The sequence below is a fragment of the Pseudarthrobacter sp. fls2-241-R2A-127 genome, from assembly GCF_030209355.1.
GTDB lineage: Bacteria > Actinomycetota > Actinomycetes > Actinomycetales > Micrococcaceae > Arthrobacter.
This window is the reverse complement of sequence record NZ_JARVSF010000008.1, coordinates 35,763-57,882: the sequence shown is the minus strand read 5'-3', so window position 1 is coordinate 57,882 and position 22,120 is coordinate 35,763. Positions and strand designations below refer to the sequence as shown.

Here is a 22,120-nt window from a genome sequence, read left to right as displayed (position 1 = left end):
GCGGCCGCAGCAGCGGGCATAATGGCCCTATGTGCGGCAGATACGTCATGAGCAGGGCTGTCGGTGATCTTCTCGCGGCTTTCGACGTCGAGGAGTCCTACGTCGATGAACTCCAGCCTTCCTACAACGTGGCCCCAACAGACACGGTCCCCCTGATTCTGGACCGGAGCTCAGGAGACGGCGCACCAGTGACCAGAAAGTTAGTCACCGCCCGCTGGGGCCTTGTTCCGTCCTGGGCCAAGGACCCCAAAGGCGGTGCGAGACTCATCAACGCCAGAATGGAAACCATCACCGAGAAACCCTCCTTCAGGAAAGCCGCATCGGCGAGACGGGGATTGCTCGCAGGCGACGGATACTTTGAGTGGGAAAAAACCCCTGAGGGCGGGAAGATCCCGACATACCTCTACGGGCAGGACAATCAGATTCTTGCCTTCGCCGCCCTCTTTGAGAATTGGCCCGATCCTTCCCTGCCCAACGACCACCCTGACAAATGGCTGCGCACTGCCACGGTCATCACCACTAATGCCTCCGATGCCCTCGGCCACATCCACGACCGCACGCCGCTGATCGTGCCTCCGGAGATGTATTCGGACTGGCTCGACCCGGACACGACCTCCGAGGCAGACGTCCGGGCCTTACTGGATTCCATGCCCGAACCGCACCTGGTCCCACGTGTGGTCAGCGACCGTGTCAACAACGTCCGCAATGACGGGCCGCAGCTGATAGAACCGGCCGTCACAGACAGCTGAGCGCCCCTGCAACACGTTACTAGGCCCCTATAGCGACTTATCAGGGGCTACAGATTCAGTATTCCGGCAATCAGACTGATCATCCCTCCAGCAGCCATCAACATGGCAGCCGCCACCGAGGTTTTGTACTGGAAGGCATATGTCTTAAATCTCCCTGCCCCAGGGAGTGATTTCCACGACTGCTCACCGGTGCGAGCCATGACCCTACGCAGCAGGAATAACCCTCCTGCACTGACCAAAAGAAAGATGCCCAGGATTATGAAAAAAGGACCGGTGACTCCTGGTCCCCAAGTCATGGCTTTCCCACTACAGAGACAAACCCGATGACAGTTGCAGCCGCCAGCAGAAGGATGGAGAACGCCAGTCCCATTTGCTCCCATCCCTTAACGCGGCTCTCGGGCGCTTCCCCACCTCCGGTGAAATCAGCCATGATTTGAGCCTGCCGGCGGGCAATCCCTTTCCGAAAAATAAGCCAAACCAGGCCCACGGCCGCGAAGACTATTCCTACTTCCATGCCTCCTCTTTCCCGTTTGAAGGTCCGTCACGGGCCAAGCGCTGGTCCGCGAAGACGCGTCTTCACCACTTCCAATCCCCAAACGCCGGGGCCGCCGACAAAACGACTACAGATAAGCCGGGACGGCACAGCGCCGCGATTGGACAGCCTTCCTGAACGCCGGCTTCTCCAGTACGGATTCACTCCGGGCGTTGATCATGCGCGACCCGATCCCGGGATCTTTGGCCCAGGACGGGACCAGGCCCCAGCGGGCAACATGGAGCTGCCGCACCTGCCGGGCCCCTGCAGCGTCATCCACCAGCCGCTCCAGGACAATGGGAACGGCGTCCGTAGGCGCTACATTCCACGACGGCGGGATGCTCACCTCATCCTCCAGCTCGGCGTCGAACTCGGCCAGGAGGTCTCCCACGGCGCGTGCCATTACGTAGCGTCACACATGGCACCAGCATGCCACCGGCGCCACATACTGTCATCCAAACGCCCCGCGGCGCCGGAAGGCCGGGGAATACCGGCGGCCACGCTACCGTTGACGGTAAGGAAACCTTTCAAGCGACGTTTAGGAGATCCGCGTGGACTTCACTCCCGAATCCGGCACCATCACCATGTTTTCCACCACCTGGTGCGGCTACTGCAACCGGCTGAAGAAGCAGCTGGACGCCAAGGGCATCGGCTACACGGAAATCAACATCGAAGAGGTTGAGGGCACTGCCGAACTCGTGGAGAAGCTGAACGGCGGCAACCGCACCGTTCCCACCGTCCTTTTCCCGGACGGCTCCGCTGCCACCAACCCGTCGGCCGCCGAGGTCCAGAGCAGGCTTGCTGCCTGAACCGGCCTGAGACATCCGGCTTCGCGCCGAAGAACTGATGCGGGTCACGCCCCCAGGCTGCTGAAGGAAGCAGTTTCCAGGGTGGCGTGGCCCGCATACGTTTCCAGGAGGGCCTGCTCCACGGCGGCTACATCCAGCCCGGGCACCAGGTCGTCGGCGGCACCGGCCGTGGCCGGGTCCCAGTCAAGGCCGAGGGCGGCGTAACAGTCCGTGAGAACCTTTCGGATGGGGGCGGAATCCTCCACCACAATCACCGAGCTGAAGAGCCAGCCACCGGAGACCACCCGCTGGGCCGTACCCACCAGCTTCACCCGGCGCGAGCTGTCCCCAGCATCGGTTCCATGCACACTGAACTCGCCGGGGCAGTATTCGCCGGGGATCTCCCCCACCGCTGCCTGGACACCCACGCTCCGCAGGGCCTGCGCGAAGAGTTCACCAAAGTAGCCGAACCGCGCTTTGGAGCCGGCCACTGCGTCTGCGTCCGGTTCGATGTGGTCCACCACCAGGGTGCCTTGGTGGTAGGCGGCGGCCCGTCCCCCGGCCCTGCGGACCAAGGGTTCGAATCCATTCGCCAGGCAGGCCCGGGTGGCCGCATCAAACCCGGGCAGCCTGGTATCCCGCTGCCCGAAAGCGACGGTGGGAGCAGGCCGGTACAGGCGAAGGGTGGGACCAAGGCTGCCTGCCCTGGCCCTGGCCAGCAGCTCCAGGCCGAATTCGAGGTCCCGTCCCGCGCCGAGGGATACGTCCTGCCGCACTACGGTCAGCGGGCGCGCTTCGGTACCGGTGTGGTGCATTGTTGCTGAACTCCCTGGGGTCGACGGCGGCCGGCGGACAGGCCTCCCTTAGGTTACGCCCGACGACGGCGCAGCCCTTAACGACTCCGGCGCCCCGCCCAGAGAGCGTGCAGCAGGGGAACCACAGAGGCCGCCATCAGGACGCTGCCGAAGACCAGGTCGTCAACGCGGACGATGGCGCCCGCCACCAACAGTGCACCGAAGACCAAGGCCGAACCGGAGCGGCGGGCCGCCCTTTCCAGCCGGGCAGCCTGCCGCTCCAGCCGCGGGACGGCGACCTCCAGCGAGCCCTCCTCGAGCCGGCCGGCCAAGGCGTCCAGCCTGCCGGGCAGGCGGAAGGCGGTAGCGGCGGCGTCGAAGGCCTGCCGGGCCACGTCCTGGACCACGTTGCCGCGTTCGTTTCGAAGCAGCTGTGCCGCATAGGGTTCCACGGAGTCCCAGAGGTTGAAGCGTTCATCCAAGGCGCTGCACACCCCTGAGGTCAAGGACATGGCGCGGATGATCAACAGGAAGTTCTCGGGCAGCTGGAATGGCAGCGACCGGACCACGTCACCGAATTCCACTGCGAAGTCGCGGAACTCGCGGGGGTCCACCTCGCGGAGTTCGGCAAATCCCATGCCCCCGAAGCGGGCAAAGAGCTGGGACATGGCCCGTTCCAGTCCCGCACTGTCAGCCGACGGCATCAGGACTCCGACGTCGTTGATCGCCGCCACAAGTCCCTTGCCGTCGCGGGCGGCCGCAGCGAACAGGAGCTTCCGCAGGCCGCTGCGCGTGGAGGCCGTGACCTCCCCCATCATGCCGAAGTCGATGAACGTCAATTTCCAGCCGGGTTCTCCGGCGCCGGCGCTGACCGGGGTGACGAAGATGTTGCCCGGGTGCGGGTCTGCATGGAAGAACCCGTTGGTGAAGAGCTGGTCGAACATGATGGACGCAAAGACGGGGGCCACCGAGGCGGGATCGATGCCGGCGGCCCGAAGAGCGGGTGCGTCGGTGATTTTGATGGCCGTGACGTCCTCAAGGGTAAGCACGCGGCGGGTGGTCCGTTCCCAGACGACCTCCGGCACTGCCACCCTGGGGTCGCCGGCAAAGTCTGCGGCGAACCGTTCGGCGTTGACGGCTTCGTGCAGGTAGTCAATCTCGAGCCGGCTGATCTGGGCGAATTCCTCCACCAGCGCCGGCATGTCCGCGCGGCGCGAGACGAGCCTGACGTGGCTGAGCCAGCCGGCCACCTTCCGCAGTGCGGCGAGGTCAACGTCAACGATCGCGTCGATGCCCGGGCGCTGTACTTTCACGACGACCGCATGCAGTCCCGTATCTTCGGCGTCGAAGGGATTCAGGCGGGCACGGTGGGCCTGGCCCAGGGAGGCGGCCGCGATCGCGGATTCGTCCACGGTGGCGAAGACCTGGGCCACGGGGGCACCCAGTTCCTGGGCAGCCAGGGCGGCGATCCGCGGGAAGGCCACCGCCGGCACCTCGTCCTGCAGCCCTTCGAGTTCTTTGGTGATTTCCGGCGGGAGGACGTCGAGCCGGGAGGACAGGAACTGCCCCACCTTGATCATCAGGCCGCCGAGGTCGATGGCCAGGTCGTGGAACCGGCGCGCGAAGTTCCGCATCCGGCGGGACCGCGTCCGCGCGGAGATCCGGCCCAGCCCCACCCTGGGCAGGAACAGCTCGAACCACCATGTGGTGGCGAGGTGCCAGGCAGCGAAGCGGAGGATCCGCCGGTACCGGCCGCGGTGTTCCCGTAGGGGCGACGCGGGGGCGGCCCGGTCTCGGACGGTCAGCGCCACCCGGTCAGTCCTGCGCGAGGATGGCGTAGAGCCGCCGCCGGGCCTCGTCGAGCACCGCCACTGCCTGCTGTACCTGGTCCGGTGAACCGGTCCGGCCAACCTGCGCGGCGGCCTGCGCCAGGTCGATTCCGGCCTTCGGAAGGGACGCGCCGCCTGTTCCGGGCGTGGGGGCCGCGGGATCCCATGGCGCTGAACCGTGGTGGTCTGCCGACTCCTCGCGGCCGGCATCGGTCAGCGAGTAGATTTTCCGGCCATTGGATTCCGAGGCCATGATGGACCCTTCGTCTGCCAGCAGCTGCAAGGTGGGGTAGACCGATCCGGCGCTCGGCTTCCAGCTGCCGCCGCTGCGCTCCTCAATTTCGCGGATGATCTGGTAGCCGTGCATGGGCCGTTCAGTCAGCAGCGCAAGGACAGCCGCCCGGACCTCGCCTTTTCCGGCCCGGGTTCCGGCCCGTTTCTCGAACCGGGAACGAAGCTCCTCGACCGCCTGCCACATTCCGTCCAGGTTGTTCCCGCCGAACCCGCCTGCTGGGTTTGAACCACGCATGATGAACTCCTTCGTCAATCGTGAACGATATACAACGATACTCAACGATACATTCACGCACCATAGCCGACGGCCGGTTTTCGGGGACAGGCAGGGCCTCTGCGAGGTCAGGTCTTGCGCAGGGTGAGGATCTGCTCCGCCCGGCCGAAAGGGCCCTGCCGGTCGTGCAGCACCGTGGAGGTGAGGCCGATCCCGTCAGAGCCAAAGGAAACGGCGTTGTCCAGCCCCAGCCACTCCCCTTGCGGCCGGCGGTACATGTGGATTTGCAGGTCCAGGTTGGGGAACGCATAACTGTCCTTGCCCGGCGGGACCCTGGCGGCGACGCCGTTGGCCGTGTCCACCATTCCCATCAGCCGCGCCAGGTCCCCGCTGTCGGCGCGGTCAGTCAGCGGGTGCTCGGTGCGGAGCCACACTTTCCCCGCCCCGGGGCGGTGCCCCTCAGCCACCCGCATCTCCAGTGAACGGATGTAGCCTCCCGGCCAGACGGCGGAGGCGTCGTAGGGCTTGCATTCGTCCGGGCCTGGAATGGCCGCGTCTTCGATTTCTGCTACCGAACCTGTATCGCTGGTCAGCATGCGCCACGCCGTGGCGCGGATGGCTGTCCGCCCGCCGGCCACCAGTTCGGCCTGCACCAGTTCAATGGTCCGGCCTGGCCGCAGGGTGGTGGTGTCGATCCGGAAATCACCGCCGGGGATCAGTCCCAGGATCTCGTAGCTGATCCGTGCCATCCGCATGTCTTCCCGCGGCTGGTGCCGTTCCAGGAGGTCCGCCATCAGGCCTGACGCCGGGGCCATGTGCTGCTCGTGGGCGTTCCAGGCACCCTGGGCATGGATGGTTGAACGGAACCGGCCGCCGCCCAGTTCCAGGTAATAGAAGTTTCCCTCGGCGAGTTCAGGCAGGTCTGCAGTCAAGGCTGGCCCCTTTGGCAAAATTCGGTGAATTGCCACTAACTCTATCGCCCGTCGGTACGCCGCGACGCGGAAGGCAGCGAAATGTTGGCGGGTAGGACAGCCAAGCGGACTACACTCAGGAACTGGTCCTGTCGGCAACCCTCAAAAGAGGTGTTTCATGCGCGTCATCAGCTACAACCTCCGCAAGCACGCCGCAAGCGGCGAACTTCTCGCCTTGGCACGGAATCACGACGTCGATGCGCTGTGCCTCCAGGAGGTGGATTCCAGCGACCTCCCGGAGACCCTTGGCCCCCTCCATCTGGCGGATGCCACTAAGGGCAACAGGCTGGGGCTGGCCATCTACTACCGGACCAGCAGGTTCACGGCGCTCGACACACAGTCTTTCGCGTTGAAGAAATCCATGCACGACAGGGTGCTTGCTCCGGCCCATGAGCGGCTGATCGGCACGCGCGTCATGGACAACGAGACCGAACACGAACTGGTGATCGGCTCGTTCCACGCAGCACCCCTGACGGCGTCGAACTCATTGCGGCGCAAGCAGATCCACGCGGCCCACGCCGAACTGCTGAGCATGGGCAGGGGGCTGATGACGCTGATGGTGGGCGATTTCAACTATCCGTTCTTCACCAAGAACCTGGATATGCACATGAAGAACTCCGGGTACGCCCTCTCGCTGAGCAACCGGCGCACCTACACCCGGTACAAGGTGTTCAAGGGCCATTTCGACTTCGCCACCTCCCTGGGCCTGGATATCGCGAGCGTCGAAACGCTTCCGCGCGGCAATTCGGACCACCTGCCCATCCTGGTGACTGCCGAGTACGGCGAGGGCTACTAGGACCGCCGGCGCCGGACGACCTTTACCAGGAATCGCCTTACCAGAAGTCGCCGGCGTCCAGCCGCGCCAGCAGGTCCGGCCACGACGCCGCGAAACCGGGGTGGAGTTCCATGCCATGGACTTCAGCCACCGGAATCCACAGCAGCGCAATGCTCTCCGGATCGCTGATGACCGGCTCAAAGGATTCCCGGACCCGGACCACCACGGTGGTGTAGGACCAGTAGCCATGATCCAGCACGGAGGTAAACAAAACTTCGACATTCCCGGCCGGAACCGAAGCTTCCTCGTACGCCTCCCGCAGGGCGCCTTCGACCGGCTCTTCGCCCTCATGGAGGGCACCGCCGGGCAGGCCCCACGTTCCGCCGTTATGGCTCCACACGGCGCGGTGCTGCAGGAGGACTCCCCTGTCGGGATCCCAGGCCAGGACGCCGGCCGCGCCAAACCTGCCCCAGAACCGTCCGCGGTCCCCTTCCACCCAGGCGTCGCCGGGATCACGGGGGCCGGTCCGCGGCGGCGGCGTGGAAGACAGGCTGGCGGCTGGGAATTGATCCATTGCCCCAGTTTGACAGGTAAAGCCGCGGGAGGTCAGGTGCCCTGCCCGTGGTCGACGGCGAAATCACCACCCGGATACATGACCGTCTCGTGGCCGTCGTCGAACCGGACAAGGTAGGGCGGACCACCACCCGGGCCGCGAACCTCCAGGATCACCCCGTGCCGGTCCGCCGACCCCACATTCCTGCCGCGCACTACGATCCTGTCGCCTTGGGCTGCCTCCATGGCAATCACCTCCACGCCCCAAGGGTACGACTCGCGGACGCGCCCGAACAGGGCTGCATGGCAGGATTCGGGTATGCCGCTGAACCTGCTCCTGCTCGCCGACACCCATGTACCCAAACGCGCCAGGGACCTGCCGCAACAAGTGTGGTCCGCCGTCGAAAACGCCGACGTGGTCTTCCATGCCGGCGACTGGGTGGAGTCAGCGCTGCTGGACGAATTCGAACGCCGGAGCAAACAACTGCTGGCCGTCCATGGCAATAACGACGACCCCGACATACGGCGGCGCCTTCCCGAAACGGCGGCCACCACCCTGGACGGAGTCCGCTTCACCATGGTCCATGAGACGGGCCAGGCAAAAGGCCGGGAACTCCGGTGCGAAGCGCTGTACCCCGACGCCGACGTGCTGGTCTTCGGCCACAGCCATATCCCTTGGGACACGGTGTCGCCGCGCGGGCTTCGACTGCTGAACCCAGGCTCGCCCACGGACCGCCGGCGCCAACCGGCCTGCACCTACATGGAGGCAGTGCTCGACGCCGGCAGCCTTGCCGAGGTCAGGCTGGTGGACGTCGTGCGGTGAGCCGCTTGGCACGACGGCCCGGATTGCCTAGGCTGGAACAGTAAGTAAGCTTAGCTTTTGTTGGTTGCTCTTTCCGCAAGTGCCGGCTGCTTCATACCCCGGGCAGCAAAAAGCCCATGTCCCGCCCGATCAGGAGGACCACCATGACTGACCAGTACACCTTCCGCAACCCCGTGACAGCCTACGAAAAGATCTCCCCGTCCAAGCAGCACCAGCCCGAACCCGGCCTCGACGCCGGCCTTGACCCCAAGGCTGACCTCGGCGAGGAAACCTACCGCGGCACCGGCCGGCTCGAAGGCCGCCGGGCCATTGTTACGGGTGCCGACTCCGGGATCGGCGCTGCAACGGCCATCGCCTTTGCGAGGGAAGGCGCCGACGTCGTCCTTTCCTACCTCCCGGAGGAAGAGGAGGATGCCGCGCGCATCGCCGGGATCATTGAAGCCGCAGGCCGGAAAGCGGTCAAGGTTCCGGGCGACCTCAAGGACCCGGCGGTCTGCCGCGAACTGGTGGACACGGCTGTGGAGGTCCTGGGCGGGGTGGACCTGCTGGTCAACAACGCCGGGAAACAGGTTGCCCAGGAGGATCTTCAGGACATCACCGACGAGCAGTTCGACCACACGCTTAAGACCAATGTCTACGCCATGTTCTGGGTGACGAAGGCTGCCGTGCCGCATATGCCGGCCGGCTCCACCATCATCAACACCACGTCCATCCAGGCCTACAACCCGTCACCCACGCTGGTGGACTACGCCACCACCAAGGCCAGCATCAACAACTTCACCAAGGGCCTGGCGCAGCAGCTTGCGCCCAAGGGTATCCGCGTGAACGCGGTGGCACCGGGGCCCATCTGGACTCCGCTGCAGGTCAGCAGCGGCCAGCCCAAGGAGGAGCTTCCCGAGTTTGGCCAGTCCACTCCCCTGGGCCGCGCCGGCCAGCCCGCCGAACTGGCTCCCGCCTACGTTTTCCTGGCTTCGCCGGAGTCCAGTTACGTGGTGGGCGAGACGCTGAACGTCAACGGCGGCAGCCCCACGCCGTAGCAGCCCGCCCGGCGCCCTGTTATTCGGCGGCGTCCCGGCCGGCCAGGAGTTCGTCCGTGGCAGGATCCGGCTCGCCATCGGAGAATTGGGCCAGGACCGTCTTGAACACTGTTTCTCCGGGCGCGGCCCGGAGAAACAGTGTCATGGACGAACGGAGCTTCTGCGCATCGATTCCGCCAAGGATGCCCGACGCCGAACGGCCTGCATGCGTGGTGAGAGCCAGGGCACACTCAAGAAGGCGCGGGCCCAGGACGGGGTGGTCCAGGTAGGCCCGGGCCTCCGCCAGGGACGAGATGGCGTAAGTGCGTGAGGTGGCGCTCTGCCCCAGGCCAGCAATCTGGGGGAAGATGAACCACATCCAATGGCCGGTCTTGTTGCCGAGCTGCAGTTCACCCAGCGCGTGCCCCTAGGTGTCCCCGCTGTCTTGGGCGGCGACGAATCGGTCCAGGTCAAACGGTTCACTCATGGGGTCTCCTCTGCGGGTCGCGGTCACTGTGTCAGCTCTTTTGCCAGGAGGCCTGCTGCCGATTGGAGCCGGGGTTCCGGATCGTCGCGCCACCGCGCCAGGACGGCGGCGGCCCGCTGGCGGTCGCGGCTTCCCAAGCCGGCCAGCAGGGGCACCAGGACATCGGAGAGAAGGGGTGCGGCCAGGTCTGCCGCCTGGGCCGTGCGGAGGAAGCCCTCCAAACGGGTCAGGTCTGAGTGCCGCAGCAGCTGCACCTTCGTTTGCAACAGTACGACGGCGGCAAGGCGGCGTTCGAAGACCGGCCGGGAGCCGGGCTTCGGCTGGCCCCACAGGGCGGAGGCGAGCATGACCGTACTGTCATGGCCCATGTCCTTGAACTTCCGGAGGGCATCCCGTACGGTGCCACGGACTGCACCGATGGAAGAGCCGTAGGAGGCCAGCGCCCCGCCGAGCCGAAGGCCCACTTCGTCGGCCCGGTACCAGGCTCCCTCGTTCTGGAGGGTCCGGTCGATGAATTCAGCCGCGGCCGCGACGACGGACACCTCGGTCACCGGCTCCGTCCTGCAGAGGCATGAAGGATGCAGAAGGGGGTCCAGGGCCGCGCTTCGAGCCTGCCGTCCGCTATGGGGCCGCCGCAGACCACGCAGGTTCCATAGGTACCGTTGGCCAGGCGGGCCAGGGCCGCCTCCACCTGGTCCAGACCTGCTGAACTCTGCCTCAACAGGGCTGACGCCTGCGATAGTTCGAAGGCGATCGTGGAGCCCTCGGGATCGTGTTCGTCGTCGACATTGGAGTCCTGCCGGGCCAAATTGGCCTCGTCGATATCAGCCCGCAGCGCCGGCAACAGCGCCAACCGCCGGGCCCGCTCCTCTTCGAGCAGCACCCTGAACCGTTCGAAATCTGGCATGCGGAAAGCCTAGCGCGTCTGTCAGTACCAGTTCAGGGCAACCTCATGGCTCCAGGCGCCGCACGGGGAGCCGTAGCGATCGCGGATGTAGCCGAGCCCCCACTCGATCTGCGTCCGGTAGCTGGTCAGCCAGTCGCTTCCGGCGCTGGCGTATTTGCCCGGCGGCAAGGCTTGGGCTATGCCATAGGCCCCGCTGGAAGCGTTCGTAGCGGTGGTCAGCCAGCTGGATTCCTTGGTCCACAGCTGGGACAGGCACTGGAACTGGTCGGGGCCCCAACCAAAGGCCCCCAGGCGGCCGGAGGCGTAGGCCTTGGCGCCGGCAGGATCATTGACGGCGCCGCCGGGGACGGAAGGAACGACGACGGGCGGCGGGCTGGGGACCGCAGGCTGCGGCGGATTGCCGGGAACCGCGGCGGCCGGCGGGGCAGGGTCCGCCGCGTTGCCGGCAGGAGCGGGTTTGGGCTGGCGTGCCGCGGCCGCGGCGGCCTGCGCCGCTGCTTCTGCCTGCTGGCGGGCCTGCTCTGCCGCAGCGGCGCGCTTGGCTTCCTGTGCTGCTTCATAGGCCGCCAGTGCCGCCTGGCCCTGGCGGTATTCTCCCTCGAGTGCCGCCGTCGTTCCCTTGAGCGAGGCCAGCTGGGCGGTCAGCTCAGTGCTGTGCTGTTGTTCGTCACTGACCTGCCGGGCGAGGGCGTCCTGGGCGGAGCGGGCCGCGTCCAGTTTCGCCTTTGCTTCCCCGGACAGGCGTTCGCGCTCACTGCGCGCCACTTTTTCCTGTTCCGCCAAGGACGCGGCGACTTTGCCGGCGGAGGCGGCATTGTCTACCAGCGCCGCCGTCTTGTCGCCCACCAGCTGAACCAGGTTGAGCCCCTGGACGCTGTTGGTCTCCAGGGCATCCAAGGCCACGAAGAATCCGGTATTGGTCCCGCCCGTCTTGTACGACTGGACGGCAAGTGCGCCGATTTCCTTGCGATAGCGGGCCAGTTCGTCGTTGGCGCGGCCGGCTTGGGCTGCCAGCGCGTCCAGCCGAGCCGACGCCGCTTGCAGCTCAGCGTCGGCTGCGGCATAGTCGGCTGCTGCCCGGACGGCGGCGTCACCGGCCGCTTCCGATTGGGTCTGGAGGTTGCCCAGGAGACCGTCGATGGTGGTGATCTCTGCCGCTTTCGCCGCCTCGGAAGTCTGCGCCTGCTGCACGTCGGCCCAGGACGGGTATCCGCCGGGCGGTGGAGGCTCGTCCGCGGAGGCAGGCAGCACCGTGGTCGCAGCCACCGCGACGGCGAGCAATCCGCCCAACAGCCGGGACTTGGGCATGGTCACGAACAGGGGCATAGTCCCGAAGCATACCGGCGACACGCCAGGGGGGAAAGGCGGACGTGCCCGCTTTGTTACCCTGGCAGGCCGCGCCGGGTTGTTACCCTGGCAGGCCGCGCCGGGCCAGCGGCAATCCCGGCGCGGGCGGAACATAGACGACCAATCGTCGGCAGGATACGAGAGGTAAAGCTCGTATGTTACCTAAACGTGACAATTGGGGTGCCCGCGGGTTATGGTCTTCTGGTGTCCCCCGCAGAACGGGACATTCCCATCAGCTTGCCGAGCCCTGCCGCTGATACCGGGATCCAACCGCTTTCGTGCTGGCAGGGACGGGGGAACCAAGTTTCCACGACCTTTCAAGGTCTTGGGGTTAAGTCGGACAACTCCTCCGCCCACTGCGGAGAAGCTTCCGGCCGGGTATCTCCAACCCGAACCCGACAGCTCACCCCGCAGGCATGGGAGAGGCGATCTACCGTGTCAAAAAATCTCACCACTGCCCGTCACCGCGCGACTCCGGCCCGTTCCATTGTGCTCGAGGGTCTCGCCGTGACGGCCAAGTCCCAGGCCCGTTCGCTCGGCCGCCCGGCCCTCGCTGTTGTGGCCGCATCCGGCATTGCCTTCGGGGTCGGCGCCCCGGCCCACGCGGGGGTGACAGGCCCGGACTCCACTGAGCAGGCCAGCGTCCAGGCCGCCGCAGCACCCGCAGTTGCTCCGGCAGCCGCGGCAGCAACGGTCCATACGGTCGTTGCCGGGGACACCCTCGGTGCGATTTCGGCCGCGTACGGTGTCAACCTCAATGACGTCCTGGCCGCCAATGGCCTGGGATTATCGTCGGTCATCTACCCTGGCGACCAGATCCAGATTCCGGGCGCAGGCTACGTGGCCGCCCCGGCGCCGGCAGCAGCCCCCGTTCAGGTGGCCGCCGCCACCGCACCGGCGAACACCGGGATGACCATGTCCTATGCATCCGCCACACCGGTGGTTTCCAGCACCGGGACCGGCACCGGCGCTGCCATCCTGGCTTCCGCCTACAGCCAGATCGGCGTGAACCAGGACTGCACGGCCATGGTTGAAAAGGCGCTTCGCTCCGTCGGCAAGAGCGTCGGCGACCTGGCTCCCACGCAGTTCTTCCAGTACGGCAGCGTGGTGGGGAGCCCGGCACCCGGCGACCTCATCATCACCTCGGGCCACGTGGGTGTCTACGCCGGCAACGGCCAGGTTGTGAGTGGCGGCGTCAACGGCTACACCACACAGGTTCACCCCATCAGCTGGCTCAGCGGCTACTCCGTGGTCCGCGTGGCGTAGTCTTCGCACAGCAAAAGCCTGCCTTCAGAAGGAGGGTGGCGGCCGGGTCTCCGGCCGCCACCCTCCTTTTGTCCTGCTGCGGGCCTCGTTCCGCGGCGGATCAGGTGCCGCAAAAGGTCGTATAGGAGCCGAACTCTTCCGGGGCGGCTTCCATGTAGCGCTCCAGGCCGGCCCGCTCGGTGAAAGGGTCGGTGACGGCCTCGAGAAGGCGGCGCAGCGGGGCAACGTCCCCTTCGGTACCGGCAGCGAGGGCTTCCTCCACGAGGTGGTTCCGCGGAATGTACGCAGGGTTCACGCTGTCCATCAACTCTGCATCGGGTTGGAGCGCCAGCCACCGCCCTGCCCAGGCGTCGAGGCCGGCCGCGTCCCTCACCATCCCGCGCACGGGGCGCATATCGCCACGGGCCGCCTTGCCCAGGTTCCGGAAGAACAGGGTGTAATCGACCGGACCGTCTTTGAGGATAGCCACCGCATCGTCGATAACACCGGACACGGCGTCGTCACTGATGTTTTCAGCGGCAAGGCCCAGCTTGGTTTTCATGCCGCCGGTCCATGCCCTGCTGTACTGTTCCCGGAATCCACCCAGCACCTCCACCGCCGAAGCAACAGCCTTTTCCTCGTCCTCGTCGATGAGCGGGAGCAGTGCCTCGGCGAGGCGGGCGAGGTTCCATTCGGCAATGACCGGCTGGTTGGCGTACGCGTAGCGGCCCTCGACGTCGATGGAGCTGTAGACGGCGGCGGGATTGAAGGCATCCAGGAACGCACACGGGCCGTAGTCGATGGTTTCCCCCGAGACGGTCATGTTGTCCGTATTCATGACACCGTGCACGAATCCCGCGAGCATCCAGCGGACCACCAGCCCGGCCTGGGCGGCAACGACCGACGCGAACAGGGCCAGGCAGGGGTTTGGGGCCTCGGCAGCCTGCGGATAGTGCCTGCTGATGGCATGGTCAGCCAGCCGCTTCAAGAGGTCCATGTCTTCCGTGGCCCGGGCGTACTGGAAACTCCCAACCCTCAGGTGGCTCCGGGCCACCCGCGCCAGGACAGCACCGGGTTGCATGCCCTCGCGCCGGACCTGCCGCCCCGTTGCCACGACGGCGAGCGAGCGGGTGGTGGGAATACCCATGGCGTGCATGGCTTCACTGACAAGGTACTCGCGCAGCATCGGCCCGACGACGGCCCGGCCGTCCCCGGCGCGGGCGAAGGGGGTGCGTCCCGAGCCTTTGAGGTGGATGTCCATCAGGCGGCCGGTGCGGTCAGTGACTTCCCCGAGGAGGAGCGCGCGTCCGTCGCCAAGAAGCGGCGAGTACCCGCCGAACTGGTGGCCGGCGTAAGCCTGGGCTACCGGACTGGCGCCGGCAGGAACGCTGTTGCCCACGAGGAGGCGCACCCCGTCGGGACTGCGGAGGTATTGCGGGTCAAGGCCCAGGCCTGCTGCGAGCTGTTCGTTCAGGACCAGAATTTCGGGACCAGGCGCTTCCTCGGCCTGCCAGGGAACAGCGAGTTCCGGCAGTTCACGGGCAAAGCGGCTATGAAATGTGACCGTGGATTCAGCTGCTGCCGTCATGGGTTAACCCTATCGCCGTGGTGCCGCCCGGTGCCCCGCATTATGCGTCCATTGCCACCCAGGCAATGGAGTTGCCGTTGCCGAAAGGACGGCATGCCTTCCGCGTTAACCCCGCCAAAAACCATAAGCTTACTGAGTAACTGTGGCGCCTGCGAACTCCAGGCGCAGTCAACACCGGCGCTGTTTCGGCTTTCAGCGGAGGTGGGGTACAAGGTAACCAAGGTGCACCATCTCGTGGGCCGAATGGCGGCAGGCAAGGAGAACCCATGGAACGCAGCAATCTTTCCCCGGACGGACACGGGGCGGAACCGTCCGGGCCACAGTCCTTCGGGGCACGGATGTCAGCCCTTTGGGCTGACGGTTTGGGCCGGGCCAGCATCCGCGCGGTCCAGGCGCTCTCGCTGCTGGCGCTCGCCTGGGTCGCAGTGGTGGCCGCCACCCGGGTCCCGCTGGTGACCATCCCGGTGCTCGTAGCTTTGATCCTGGCCTCGGCAATGGCTCCTGCGGTCCGGTGGCTCGCCGCCCGAGGTTTCCCGCGGGCGCTCGCAGTACTGTCGTCCTTCCTGCTGATCTTGGCGGTGGCGGCCGGAGTGGTGGGCGGCATCATTGCCCTTGTCCGGCAGCAGGCCTCAGTGCTGGCATCCCGGGCCGAGGCAGGGATCGGCCAGCTGCAGCAATTCATTACCACCGGACCCGTCGCGCTCACCGGCGCCCAAATCGACGCTGCCCGCGGCGAATTCCAGAAGTTCCTCGCCGGCGGGACCTTGGGAGCCGATGCGCTGACCGGGCTCAGGACCGCCGGGGAAATTGCTGCCGGGACGGTCCTCACGGCCGTTATCCTGTTCTTCTTCCTCAAGGACGGCGAGAAGATCCGGATGTTCGTGATCGGGTTCCTCCCCGGCAACCACCGGGGAAAAGCCCAGCTCGCTGCCGAACGCAGCCTCCTGGTGCTCGGCGGCTATGTCCGGGGCACCCTCATCATTGCCGCCATCGACGCTATCCTGGTCCTGGTGGGACTGCTGATCCTGCGGGTCCCGCTGGCCGTCCCGCTGGCCGCCGTGGTCTTCCTGGGCGGGTTCATTCCGATCATCGGCGCAACCACCGCCGGCAGCCTCGCGGTGCTGGTTGCCCTGGTGGAAAACGGCCCGGTTCCCGCGCTGATTGTGCTGATCATCCTGGTGGCCGCCAACCAGTTCGAGCACCACATCCTCCAGCCTGTCTTCATGGGCCGGGTCCTGCGGATCCACGGGCTGGTCATTATCCTGGCGCTGACGGCCGGTGCAACCCTGGCAGGGGTGGTCGGGGCGCTGCTGGCCGTCCCGCTGGCCGCCGTCGGGTGGACCATCTTCAAGACCGTCACCGGACGCGAAGCAACAGCCGGGGAACCGCCGGCACCGTCAGGGCCCGCGATCTAACGGTGCTCCCGCGCCTGCTTCGGTGACTTTCGGCCCTAGAGGGCCGATGGGGCCGGGGCCAGTCTTGAAGGGCATGAAGACCCTTTCACGACAAGCAGGAAGTACGGCCATGACATCCCAGAAACCCATCGCCGTGGGCACCAACGATTCAGCACAAAGCCAGGCCGCTGTCTTGTGGGCAGCCCGCCGAGCCCATCGCGCCAACCTGCCCCTGGTGATCCTCCACGTGGTCGATGACCGGTGGATCGCCGAACCTTACCCGTGGTTCGGGACCCTCCAGCAGGCCGGCGAGGAACTCCTCAAGACCGCCGCCGGACGTCTTGAAGGGTCTGTGCCGGTCACTCCCGCCACGGAAATGCTCACCGGAAGCATTGGTGGGTCCTTGGCCAAATACTCCAAGAAGACCTCCATGATGGTTATCGGCTCCGGCAGTGGCCACCTCGGGGGCACCCTGGCCGACCGGGCACTGCAGGTTGCCACCGCCGCCAAAGTCCCGGTCGCCGTCATCGGAACCCATGACCTTGAAGGACGGACCGGCGTGGTGGTCGGCGTGGACGGATCCGCGGAATCCACCCACGCCGTCGCGTTCGCCGCGGCCGAAGCAGACCGCAACGGTGACGAACTCACGGTCATCTACTCCGTGAATGTTCCTGACCCGGTGGTCGATGCAGGACTGACACCCGGCGCACTCGCTGACCTGATCGTCGATGAGGAGCGCATTGTCCTTTCCGAAACCGTGGCCGGGCTCAAGGAGGACTACCCGGACTTGACGGTGCACCAGCGCCTCGTATCCGACAGGGGCCCGGTGGACGCCCTCGTCGAAGCCGCCGCTGGGGCGCGGCTCCTGGTGGTGGGCAGTCGCGGACGGGGCGCCTTCAAACGCCTGCTCCTTGGTTCCACGGCGCATGGGGTGCTGAAGCACCTTCCGTGCCCCACCATCATTACCCGGACGCAGGCCATCAAGGACGCCATCTAGCAGCGGAGCCGCGGTTTCCTTCCCCACCTGTCCATGCCACCACCCGTAAGGTCCGGCGCCATGAAAAAACCCGCCGCAATCATCATGCTGGTCGTTGGGATCCTGCTGGCACTTCCGGGCCTTGCGGCACTGGCGGGAGGCGCCGTGGCTTCCGCTGTGGGCTCGATCCAGGGCGACGGATACCTCACCTCCGGTACGTCACGGTTCTCCGTGAACTCATTCGCCCTGACCTCCCCCCGGGCCGACACTATGGGTCAGGAAGTGCCCGGCCGGCTTCCCTTTGATATTGGCACCCTGCGGCTGCGGGCAGAGTCCGTGGCGCCGGGCAAGGCGGTCTTCATCGGCATAGCACCGCAGGCCGACGTCGAAAAATACCTTGCCGGCGTGCACCACTCCGAACTCCTCAACGTCTACCAGCGGCCGTTCCGGGCCGACTACCGTGACGTTCCCGGGAGCAGTCCTGCCGCCCCGCCGACAGACCAGCGCATCTGGAGCGCCTCGGTATCAGGCACCGGCCAGCAGGAGCTCACCTGGAACCTGGCCCCGGGGGCCTGGGAAATCGTGGTGATGAATGCCGACGCCTCATCCGGCGTGGACGTCCAACTGCAAGCCGGCTTCCACTCAGACCTCTTCCGGCCGGCAGCCACGGCGTTGCTGGTGGCCGGGATCATCGCCCTGCTGATCGGGATCCCGCTGGTTGTTTTCGGGGCGGCAGGACTTCGGCGGCACGCGGGACCCCCGACGGGCGGACCACCAAGGGGAGCACCGGCAACCGCAGGCCCGGCGATGGGCATGGCCGGCTCCGGTTATGCCGCCGGGCCAGCCATGTCCGGCGGTCCGGCACCATCCGGCGCCTTCCCCGCACCGCAGCCCTTTGCGCCGGCACCGGTTCCACCCACGGGCTACCCGGCCAGGCTAGTCGGCGAACTGGATCAGGGCCTCTCCCGGTGGCTGTGGCTGGTCAAGTGGTTCCTGGCCATCCCCCACTTCATCCTGCTGTTCTTCCTCTGGTTCGCGTTTGTGGTCACCACGATCGTGGCGGGATTCGCCATCCTGTTCACCGGCCGCTACCCGCAGGCTCTGTTCGATTTCAACGTCGGCGTCATGCGCTGGAACTGGCGCGTGGCCTTCTACGCCTATGCCGCCCTCGGCACTGATCGTTACCCGCCTTTCACACTGAGGCGCACGGACTATCCTGCCGACTTCGATGTTGACTACCCTGAGCGGCTGTCCCGCGGCCTTGTCCTGGTGAAATGGTGGCTCCTGGCGATCCCGCATCTCCTCCTTGTGGCCGCGTTCGCGGGAGCCACGGGCACCGTCTGGAGATGGCAGGCCGGGGACAGCGTCATCGGCAGCGCCTACGAACGCGGATCGGGCCTGTCCCTCCTGGGCCTGCTGGTGCTGGTTGCGGCGGTCATCCTGCTGTTCACCGGCCGCTATCAACGCCCGTTGTTCGACCTCATCCTCGGCGTGGACCGCTGGATCTACCGGGTCCTTGCGTACACCTCGCTGATGCGTGACGAGTACCCGCCGTTCCGGCTGGACCAGGGCGCCGGCGAGCCAGGGTTGGCACCGGAAGTCCCTTCGGCAGGCCTTCCACCTGCCGGGGCCGGGCCGCCGGCGGTTGGGCCCCCGGCCGCGGGGGCCCGCGCAGTGACCTTCGCCCCTACCTCCCGGCCGCCGGGAAGACGATGATGGCGTGACCAGCCGGGTCCGATGAGGGAGCAGACATGAGCGTTGCCGGGGCACCAATAGCCAGCATTGTGGTGGGCGTCGATGGATCGGAGGCGTCCGTGGAGGCCCTCCGCCAGGCTCAGAGGATGGCTGTTCCGTTGGGCGCCAAGGTGCAGGCGGTAGCCTGCTGGGACTACCCCCAGGTGTATACCGGTTACGTGATGATGGGTGTGGAGGGCTTCGAAGAAGGCGCCAAAGCAGTCCTGGACGAGGCCGTGAGGCAGGCCTTTGGCTCCGAAACGCCGGAGAACGTCACCGCAACCCTGGTCCGGAGCCATCCGCGTGAGGCGCTGATCGACGCCACCCGGGAGGCCGACATGATCGTGGTGGGCCGCCGCGGACACGGCGGATTCGGCGGCCTGCTGCTGGGCTCGGTGAGCTCCGCCGTCGTCGCCCATGCCCACTGCCCCGTCCTGGTGGTGCACACCCCGGAGGCCGGTACCGGCGACTCCAAGGCCTCCTGACAGGGACGGCCCGGAGACAATCGGCATCCGGGGCGGGTTAGGGCACGTGCCAGGGAATGACGTACGACGACGGACCCTCGCCCTGGCGATCGCCGGCGCCCTGGTGGTCCTCGCCGTCGTCCTTGTCCTTTTTCGCCCCGCGCCGGCGGGCAGTCCGCCGGCGCCGCCCGCTTCCGGGGCCTCGACCGCACCGTCCTCCGCCCAGCCCGCCCGGACTGCCTCCGCGTCGGCGTCCGCAAGCACGGATACTGCCCCCGGCAGCACACCGCCGGCTGAAACAGACACACCCGAAGCGGGCGAAACCCCGGTGCAACCTCCGGTTACGGTGCCGGCAGCCGAGCCCGGGCCGTCCGATGCACCGGAAGAACCTGCCGCACCGGAAGAACCTGCCCCTCCCCCGCCGCCGGCGCCGTTTCCCGAATACCTCCGCGGCCAGGACCTCACAGTCGTTCCAGGGGCGGGCCGCGCAGTCGCACTCACCTTCGATGCCGGCGCCAATGCGGCGGGACTGCCAAAGATCCTGTCAACGCTCGCCGCCAAGGGCGTTGCCGCCACGTTCTTCCTGACCGGCAACTGGGCTGCCAACAACCCGCAAGGGGTGGCGCAGATTGCCGCGGCCGGGCATCGTGTGGCAAACCATTCCATGACCCATCCCGGGTTCACCGGACTGGCCGACGAAGCCATTGTCCAGCAGCTGCGAAGCGCGGAACAGGCCATCCTGGCAGCAGGAGCCGATCCCCGGCCACTGTTCCGGTTCCCCTACGGCGAACGCGACGCCCGGACCATCGCGGACGTGAACTCACTGGGATACGTCGCCGTTCGATGGACGGTGGACACCCTTGGATGGAAGGGAACCAGTGGCGGCGCCAGCGTCCAGTCAGTGGCCGACCGTGTCCAGGCCGGACTGCAGCCCGGGGAAATCGTCCTGATGCACATCGGGTCCAACCCCGACGACGGCACCACGCTCGACGCGGACGCCCTCCCCCAAATCATCGACCGCATCCGGGCCGCAGGATACGGTTTTGTCACCCTCGATGCCCTGCTGGGGGAATAGCCTCCGGCCGGACCGGCGAGATCCGCACCGGTGCCGCCGGAACGGGACCAATGGCTCTGCCCGCGGCCCCCGCCCAATCCAATACTGGAAGGGAAGGAAGCCGGTTGGCGGCCGCCTTCAGCGAATCGGAGGTCGGGGAAGTGTACGGCTGGAATGACGGCATGGGCCTGTGGGGCTATGTCCTGATGAGCATCAGCATGGTGGTGGTCTGGGGAGCGATCATCACCGGCATTGTCCTGCTGGCCCGCTCCCTGCGGGCGCCGTCCCCGCACAATCCACAGTCTCCGTCTCCGCGGATCGCGGAGGACCTGCTCGCGGAGCGTTTCGCCCGCGGGGAGATCGACGTTGCGGAGTACCAGAACAGGCTGGCCGTCCTGCGCGGCCACCCGGGCACCTGAGCCAATGTCTCCGGCAGGAAACGGACATCGGGAGCCTATCGTGCCACTTTCGGAATTCGAGAAAAGGGAACTCGAACTCATCGGCCGCGGCCTGGAGCAGGATGCCCCCAGACTCGCCGTCATGCTCAACCACGACGCCTTCGCCCGGTCACGCCGGACCAGCTTCCGGCGTGCGCTGGTGCTTCTAGCGGCGGGGGTCTGCATCCTCGTGGTTGGCCTGGTCGCCCACGTCCCCGCCATTGGTATCGCCGGCTTCGCGGTGATGAACGGCGCCGGGTACTGGGCCGTCAAGGACCTGCACTGGACCCCGCGGAAGGCAACCCCGCATGCCACCCCGGTGGAAGGCACCACCAGCGAATAAGGCGGGCAACGGGGGTGTCCCGGATTGCGTGGGCAAAAACGGGATTGCGTGAGCCACACGGGACCGGGCCTGAGGGCAAAGCCGTCACATTGCTGCGGGAGACTCCCCCGCGTCCCCTGTTTCCGCGGCATGGACCACCAGCACCGGGCAGTGGGCGTGGCTGACAAGGGTTGAACTGACAGAGCCAAGGACGAGGCTGCCGTGGCCCCGCCGTCCCACAACCAGGAGTGAGGCGGTGCGGCTCGCGTCCAGGAGCACAGGACCGGGCTTACCGCGCACGATCCGGGAATGCACGAAGGGCGGCATTTCTCCGAACGCGTCCTGGACAGCCTGGCCAAGGACCTGCTCGGCGGCGTACTTGAAACCCTCGATGCCGACGGCCAGGTAGACCCCGTAGCCGGCAGGAACATCCCAGCACGCCCATGCCTCGATCGGCGCGCCCAGGGGTTCGGCAACCGCGCGCGCCACGCGCAGGGCAGCGACAGACGCGTCGGAACCATCCACTCCGACGATAATTTTCGGGCGCCGTTCGGCGGCCGCCGGAGGCGACCCGTTCCCTGCTGTTGCCACGTTCCCTCCCGTTGCCATCGGACCAAGCGTGGACCGGAACCGGTTACCGGGAATAGGGCCAAAAGTCATGGCGGCACGGAACCGCGCCAGGGTCCGGACGGTGCACCCGGTGGTGACCGGACCGGCCGCCGGACTTTGGTCCCTTCCTGCCAGGCCTGTTGCAGGTAACAATGGGGTGTGGCCGCTCGGGGAGTTGCCTGTACGGGTGTGAATTGGTCCTGAAACGTTTGGGAGCGT

General features: G+C 66.6%; 26 protein-coding genes, 1 pseudogene and 1 riboswitch. Of the genes and pseudogenes, 13 read left to right on the top strand and 14 right to left on the bottom strand.

Annotated features, from left to right (window positions below; translation table 11 throughout):
* Nucleotides 1–29: 29 nt before the first annotated feature.
* Nucleotides 30–749 carry an SOS response-associated peptidase gene (locus tag QRN53_RS04900; protein ID WP_285242896.1) on the top strand — a complete coding sequence of 240 codons (720 nt, stop codon included), beginning with the start codon at nt 30–32 and terminating at the stop codon, nt 747–749.
* Between the two features lie 292 nt (nt 750–1,041).
* Here the strand turns inward: QRN53_RS04900 and QRN53_RS04895 are convergent, their stop codons facing one another.
* Together QRN53_RS04895 and QRN53_RS04890 are read right to left on the bottom strand one after the other, a co-directional pair.
* Nucleotides 1,042–1,179, bottom strand: a complete 138-nt coding sequence (locus QRN53_RS04895) for a hypothetical protein (protein WP_285242895.1) — start codon at nt 1,177–1,179, stop codon at nt 1,042–1,044.
* Nucleotides 1,180–1,378: 199 nt separating this feature from the next.
* A pseudogene (locus QRN53_RS04890) lies at nt 1,379–1,684 on the bottom strand (SOS response-associated peptidase family protein); the annotation flags it as partial.
* Between the two features lie 148 nt (nt 1,685–1,832).
* On the opposite strand from QRN53_RS04890, the gene QRN53_RS04885 reads away from it, so the two are divergent.
* The gene (locus QRN53_RS04885) at nt 1,833–2,090 is read left to right on the top strand and encodes a mycoredoxin (RefSeq protein WP_285242894.1); all 258 of its coding nucleotides are present in this window, start codon (nt 1,833–1,835) and stop codon (nt 2,088–2,090) included.
* Between the two features lie 44 nt (nt 2,091–2,134).
* Here the strand turns inward: QRN53_RS04885 and QRN53_RS04880 are convergent, their stop codons facing one another.
* From QRN53_RS04880 to QRN53_RS04865, 4 genes are all read right to left on the bottom strand, one after another.
* On the bottom strand, nt 2,135–2,884 hold the full coding sequence (locus QRN53_RS04880) for a lipoate--protein ligase family protein (RefSeq protein WP_285242893.1): 750 nt from the start codon (nt 2,882–2,884) through the stop codon (nt 2,135–2,137).
* A gap of 77 nt (nt 2,885–2,961) precedes the next feature.
* The gene (locus QRN53_RS04875; protein ID WP_285242892.1) at nt 2,962–4,674 is read right to left on the bottom strand and encodes an ABC1 kinase family protein; all 1,713 of its coding nucleotides are present in this window, start codon (nt 4,672–4,674) and stop codon (nt 2,962–2,964) included.
* A gap of 4 nt (nt 4,675–4,678) precedes the next feature.
* Nucleotides 4,679–5,221 (bottom strand): PadR family transcriptional regulator, encoded by a 543-nt coding sequence (locus QRN53_RS04870; RefSeq protein WP_285242891.1) that lies wholly within the window; start codon nt 5,219–5,221, stop codon nt 4,679–4,681.
* Nucleotides 5,222–5,328: 107 nt separating this feature from the next.
* Nucleotides 5,329–6,132 (bottom strand): thioesterase family protein, encoded by an 804-nt coding sequence (locus tag QRN53_RS04865; RefSeq protein WP_285242890.1) that lies wholly within the window; start codon nt 6,130–6,132, stop codon nt 5,329–5,331.
* Between the two features lie 157 nt (nt 6,133–6,289).
* On the opposite strand from QRN53_RS04865, the gene QRN53_RS04860 reads away from it, so the two are divergent.
* Nucleotides 6,290–6,967, top strand: a complete 678-nt coding sequence (locus tag QRN53_RS04860; protein ID WP_285242889.1) for an endonuclease/exonuclease/phosphatase family protein — start codon at nt 6,290–6,292, stop codon at nt 6,965–6,967.
* A 37-nt stretch (nt 6,968–7,004) separates the two neighbouring features.
* On the opposite strand, the gene QRN53_RS04855 is transcribed toward QRN53_RS04860, so the two are convergent.
* Together QRN53_RS04855 and QRN53_RS04850 are read right to left on the bottom strand one after the other, a co-directional pair.
* Nucleotides 7,005–7,520: an NUDIX domain-containing protein gene (locus QRN53_RS04855; protein ID WP_285242888.1), complete on the bottom strand. Its 516-nt coding sequence runs from the start codon at nt 7,518–7,520 to the stop codon at nt 7,005–7,007.
* Between the two features lie 32 nt (nt 7,521–7,552).
* Nucleotides 7,553–7,744, bottom strand: coding sequence for a DUF1918 domain-containing protein (locus QRN53_RS04850; RefSeq protein ID WP_141946349.1), 192 nt, complete (start codon nt 7,742–7,744; stop codon nt 7,553–7,555).
* Between the two features lie 73 nt (nt 7,745–7,817).
* Here QRN53_RS04850 and QRN53_RS04845 point away from each other — a divergent pair, with 73 nt between their 5' ends.
* Together QRN53_RS04845 and QRN53_RS04840 are read left to right on the top strand one after the other, a co-directional pair.
* Nucleotides 7,818–8,321 (top strand): metallophosphoesterase family protein, encoded by a 504-nt coding sequence (locus tag QRN53_RS04845; protein ID WP_285242887.1) that lies wholly within the window; start codon nt 7,818–7,820, stop codon nt 8,319–8,321.
* Between the two features lie 143 nt (nt 8,322–8,464).
* The gene (locus QRN53_RS04840) at nt 8,465–9,358 is read left to right on the top strand and encodes a glucose 1-dehydrogenase (protein ID WP_285242886.1); all 894 of its coding nucleotides are present in this window, start codon (nt 8,465–8,467) and stop codon (nt 9,356–9,358) included.
* Nucleotides 9,359–9,377: 19 nt separating this feature from the next.
* Here QRN53_RS04840 and QRN53_RS04835 read toward each other — a convergent pair whose 3' ends face one another.
* The 4 genes from QRN53_RS04835 to QRN53_RS04820 form a co-directional block, all read right to left on the bottom strand.
* Nucleotides 9,378–9,755 carry a DUF1810 domain-containing protein gene (locus QRN53_RS04835; protein ID WP_285243225.1) on the bottom strand — a complete coding sequence of 126 codons (378 nt, stop codon included), beginning with the start codon at nt 9,753–9,755 and terminating at the stop codon, nt 9,378–9,380.
* 92 nt (nt 9,756–9,847) lie between these two features.
* Nucleotides 9,848–10,375: a DNA alkylation repair protein gene (locus QRN53_RS04830; protein ID WP_285242885.1), complete on the bottom strand. Its 528-nt coding sequence runs from the start codon at nt 10,373–10,375 to the stop codon at nt 9,848–9,850.
* Nucleotides 10,372–10,731, bottom strand: coding sequence for a TraR/DksA family transcriptional regulator (locus QRN53_RS04825; RefSeq protein WP_285242884.1), 360 nt, complete (start codon nt 10,729–10,731; stop codon nt 10,372–10,374). Before QRN53_RS04825 ends, QRN53_RS04830 begins: the two co-directional genes overlap by 4 nt.
* Before the next feature lie 21 nt (nt 10,732–10,752).
* Nucleotides 10,753–12,057: an aggregation-promoting factor C-terminal-like domain-containing protein gene (locus QRN53_RS04820; protein ID WP_285242883.1), complete on the bottom strand. Its 1,305-nt coding sequence runs from the start codon at nt 12,055–12,057 to the stop codon at nt 10,753–10,755.
* A gap of 279 nt (nt 12,058–12,336) precedes the next feature.
* Nucleotides 12,337–12,510: riboswitch (cyclic di-AMP (ydaO/yuaA leader) on the top strand.
* 3 nt (nt 12,511–12,513) lie between these two features.
* Between QRN53_RS04820 and QRN53_RS04815 the strand changes: the two genes are divergently transcribed.
* Nucleotides 12,514–13,344: a LysM peptidoglycan-binding domain-containing protein gene (locus QRN53_RS04815; protein ID WP_285242882.1), complete on the top strand. Its 831-nt coding sequence runs from the start codon at nt 12,514–12,516 to the stop codon at nt 13,342–13,344.
* Nucleotides 13,345–13,444: 100 nt separating this feature from the next.
* Here the strand turns inward: QRN53_RS04815 and QRN53_RS04810 are convergent, their stop codons facing one another.
* Nucleotides 13,445–14,911, bottom strand: coding sequence for a protein adenylyltransferase SelO (locus QRN53_RS04810; RefSeq protein ID WP_285242881.1), 1,467 nt, complete (start codon nt 14,909–14,911; stop codon nt 13,445–13,447).
* 266 nt (nt 14,912–15,177) lie between these two features.
* Here QRN53_RS04810 and QRN53_RS04805 point away from each other — a divergent pair, with 266 nt between their 5' ends.
* From QRN53_RS04805 to QRN53_RS04775, 7 genes are all read left to right on the top strand, one after another.
* Nucleotides 15,178–16,326, top strand: a complete 1,149-nt coding sequence (locus tag QRN53_RS04805) for an AI-2E family transporter (RefSeq protein WP_285242880.1) — start codon at nt 15,178–15,180, stop codon at nt 16,324–16,326.
* A gap of 109 nt (nt 16,327–16,435) precedes the next feature.
* Complete coding sequence (locus QRN53_RS04800; RefSeq protein ID WP_285242879.1) at nt 16,436–17,302, top strand: universal stress protein; 867 nt, start codon at nt 16,436–16,438, stop codon at nt 17,300–17,302.
* 60 nt (nt 17,303–17,362) lie between these two features.
* Nucleotides 17,363–18,997, top strand: a complete 1,635-nt coding sequence (locus QRN53_RS04795) for a DUF4389 domain-containing protein (RefSeq protein WP_285242878.1) — start codon at nt 17,363–17,365, stop codon at nt 18,995–18,997.
* A gap of 35 nt (nt 18,998–19,032) precedes the next feature.
* Complete coding sequence (locus tag QRN53_RS04790) at nt 19,033–19,500, top strand: universal stress protein (RefSeq protein ID WP_285242877.1); 468 nt, start codon at nt 19,033–19,035, stop codon at nt 19,498–19,500.
* 46 nt (nt 19,501–19,546) lie between these two features.
* Nucleotides 19,547–20,554, top strand: a complete 1,008-nt coding sequence (locus tag QRN53_RS04785; protein WP_285242876.1) for a polysaccharide deacetylase family protein — start codon at nt 19,547–19,549, stop codon at nt 20,552–20,554.
* A 104-nt stretch (nt 20,555–20,658) separates the two neighbouring features.
* Entirely contained in the window at nt 20,659–20,952 is a 294-nt protein-coding gene (locus tag QRN53_RS04780) for an SHOCT domain-containing protein (protein ID WP_285242875.1), read from the top strand.
* Between the two features lie 40 nt (nt 20,953–20,992).
* A complete protein-coding gene (locus QRN53_RS04775; RefSeq protein ID WP_285242874.1) occupies nt 20,993–21,313 on the top strand; it encodes a DUF3040 domain-containing protein in 321 nt (106 codons plus the stop codon).
* A gap of 84 nt (nt 21,314–21,397) precedes the next feature.
* Here QRN53_RS04775 and QRN53_RS04770 read toward each other — a convergent pair whose 3' ends face one another.
* Complete coding sequence (locus tag QRN53_RS04770) at nt 21,398–21,883, bottom strand: universal stress protein (protein WP_285242873.1); 486 nt, start codon at nt 21,881–21,883, stop codon at nt 21,398–21,400.
* Nucleotides 21,884–22,120: the final 237 nt, after the last annotated feature.

Coding starts and splice junctions, on each gene's coding strand:
- QRN53_RS04900 (WP_285242896.1), top strand. CDS start 30: ATGTGCGGCAGATACGTCATGAGCAGGGCTGTCGGTGATCTTCTCGCG.
- QRN53_RS04895 (WP_285242895.1), bottom strand. CDS start 1,179: ATGGCTGATTTCACCGGAGGTGGGGAAGCGCCCGAGAGCCGCGTTAAG.
- QRN53_RS04880 (WP_285242893.1), bottom strand. CDS start 2,884: ATGCACCACACCGGTACCGAAGCGCGCCCGCTGACCGTAGTGCGGCAG.
- QRN53_RS04870 (WP_285242891.1), bottom strand. CDS start 5,221: ATGCGTGGTTCAAACCCAGCAGGCGGGTTCGGCGGGAACAACCTGGAC.
- QRN53_RS04860 (WP_285242889.1), top strand. CDS start 6,290: ATGCGCGTCATCAGCTACAACCTCCGCAAGCACGCCGCAAGCGGCGAA.
- QRN53_RS04855 (WP_285242888.1), bottom strand. CDS start 7,520: ATGGATCAATTCCCAGCCGCCAGCCTGTCTTCCACGCCGCCGCCGCGG.
- QRN53_RS04850 (WP_141946349.1), bottom strand. CDS start 7,744: ATGGAGGCAGCCCAAGGCGACAGGATCGTAGTGCGCGGCAGGAATGTG.
- QRN53_RS04845 (WP_285242887.1), top strand. CDS start 7,818: ATGCCGCTGAACCTGCTCCTGCTCGCCGACACCCATGTACCCAAACGC.
- QRN53_RS04840 (WP_285242886.1), top strand. CDS start 8,465: ATGACTGACCAGTACACCTTCCGCAACCCCGTGACAGCCTACGAAAAG.
- QRN53_RS04825 (WP_285242884.1), bottom strand. CDS start 10,731: ATGCCAGATTTCGAACGGTTCAGGGTGCTGCTCGAAGAGGAGCGGGCC.
- QRN53_RS04820 (WP_285242883.1), bottom strand. CDS start 12,057: ATGCCCCTGTTCGTGACCATGCCCAAGTCCCGGCTGTTGGGCGGATTG.
- QRN53_RS04810 (WP_285242881.1), bottom strand. CDS start 14,911: ATGACGGCAGCAGCTGAATCCACGGTCACATTTCATAGCCGCTTTGCC.
- QRN53_RS04805 (WP_285242880.1), top strand. CDS start 15,178: ATGGAACGCAGCAATCTTTCCCCGGACGGACACGGGGCGGAACCGTCC.
- QRN53_RS04800 (WP_285242879.1), top strand. CDS start 16,436: ATGACATCCCAGAAACCCATCGCCGTGGGCACCAACGATTCAGCACAA.
- QRN53_RS04795 (WP_285242878.1), top strand. CDS start 17,363: ATGAAAAAACCCGCCGCAATCATCATGCTGGTCGTTGGGATCCTGCTG.
- QRN53_RS04790 (WP_285242877.1), top strand. CDS start 19,033: ATGAGCGTTGCCGGGGCACCAATAGCCAGCATTGTGGTGGGCGTCGAT.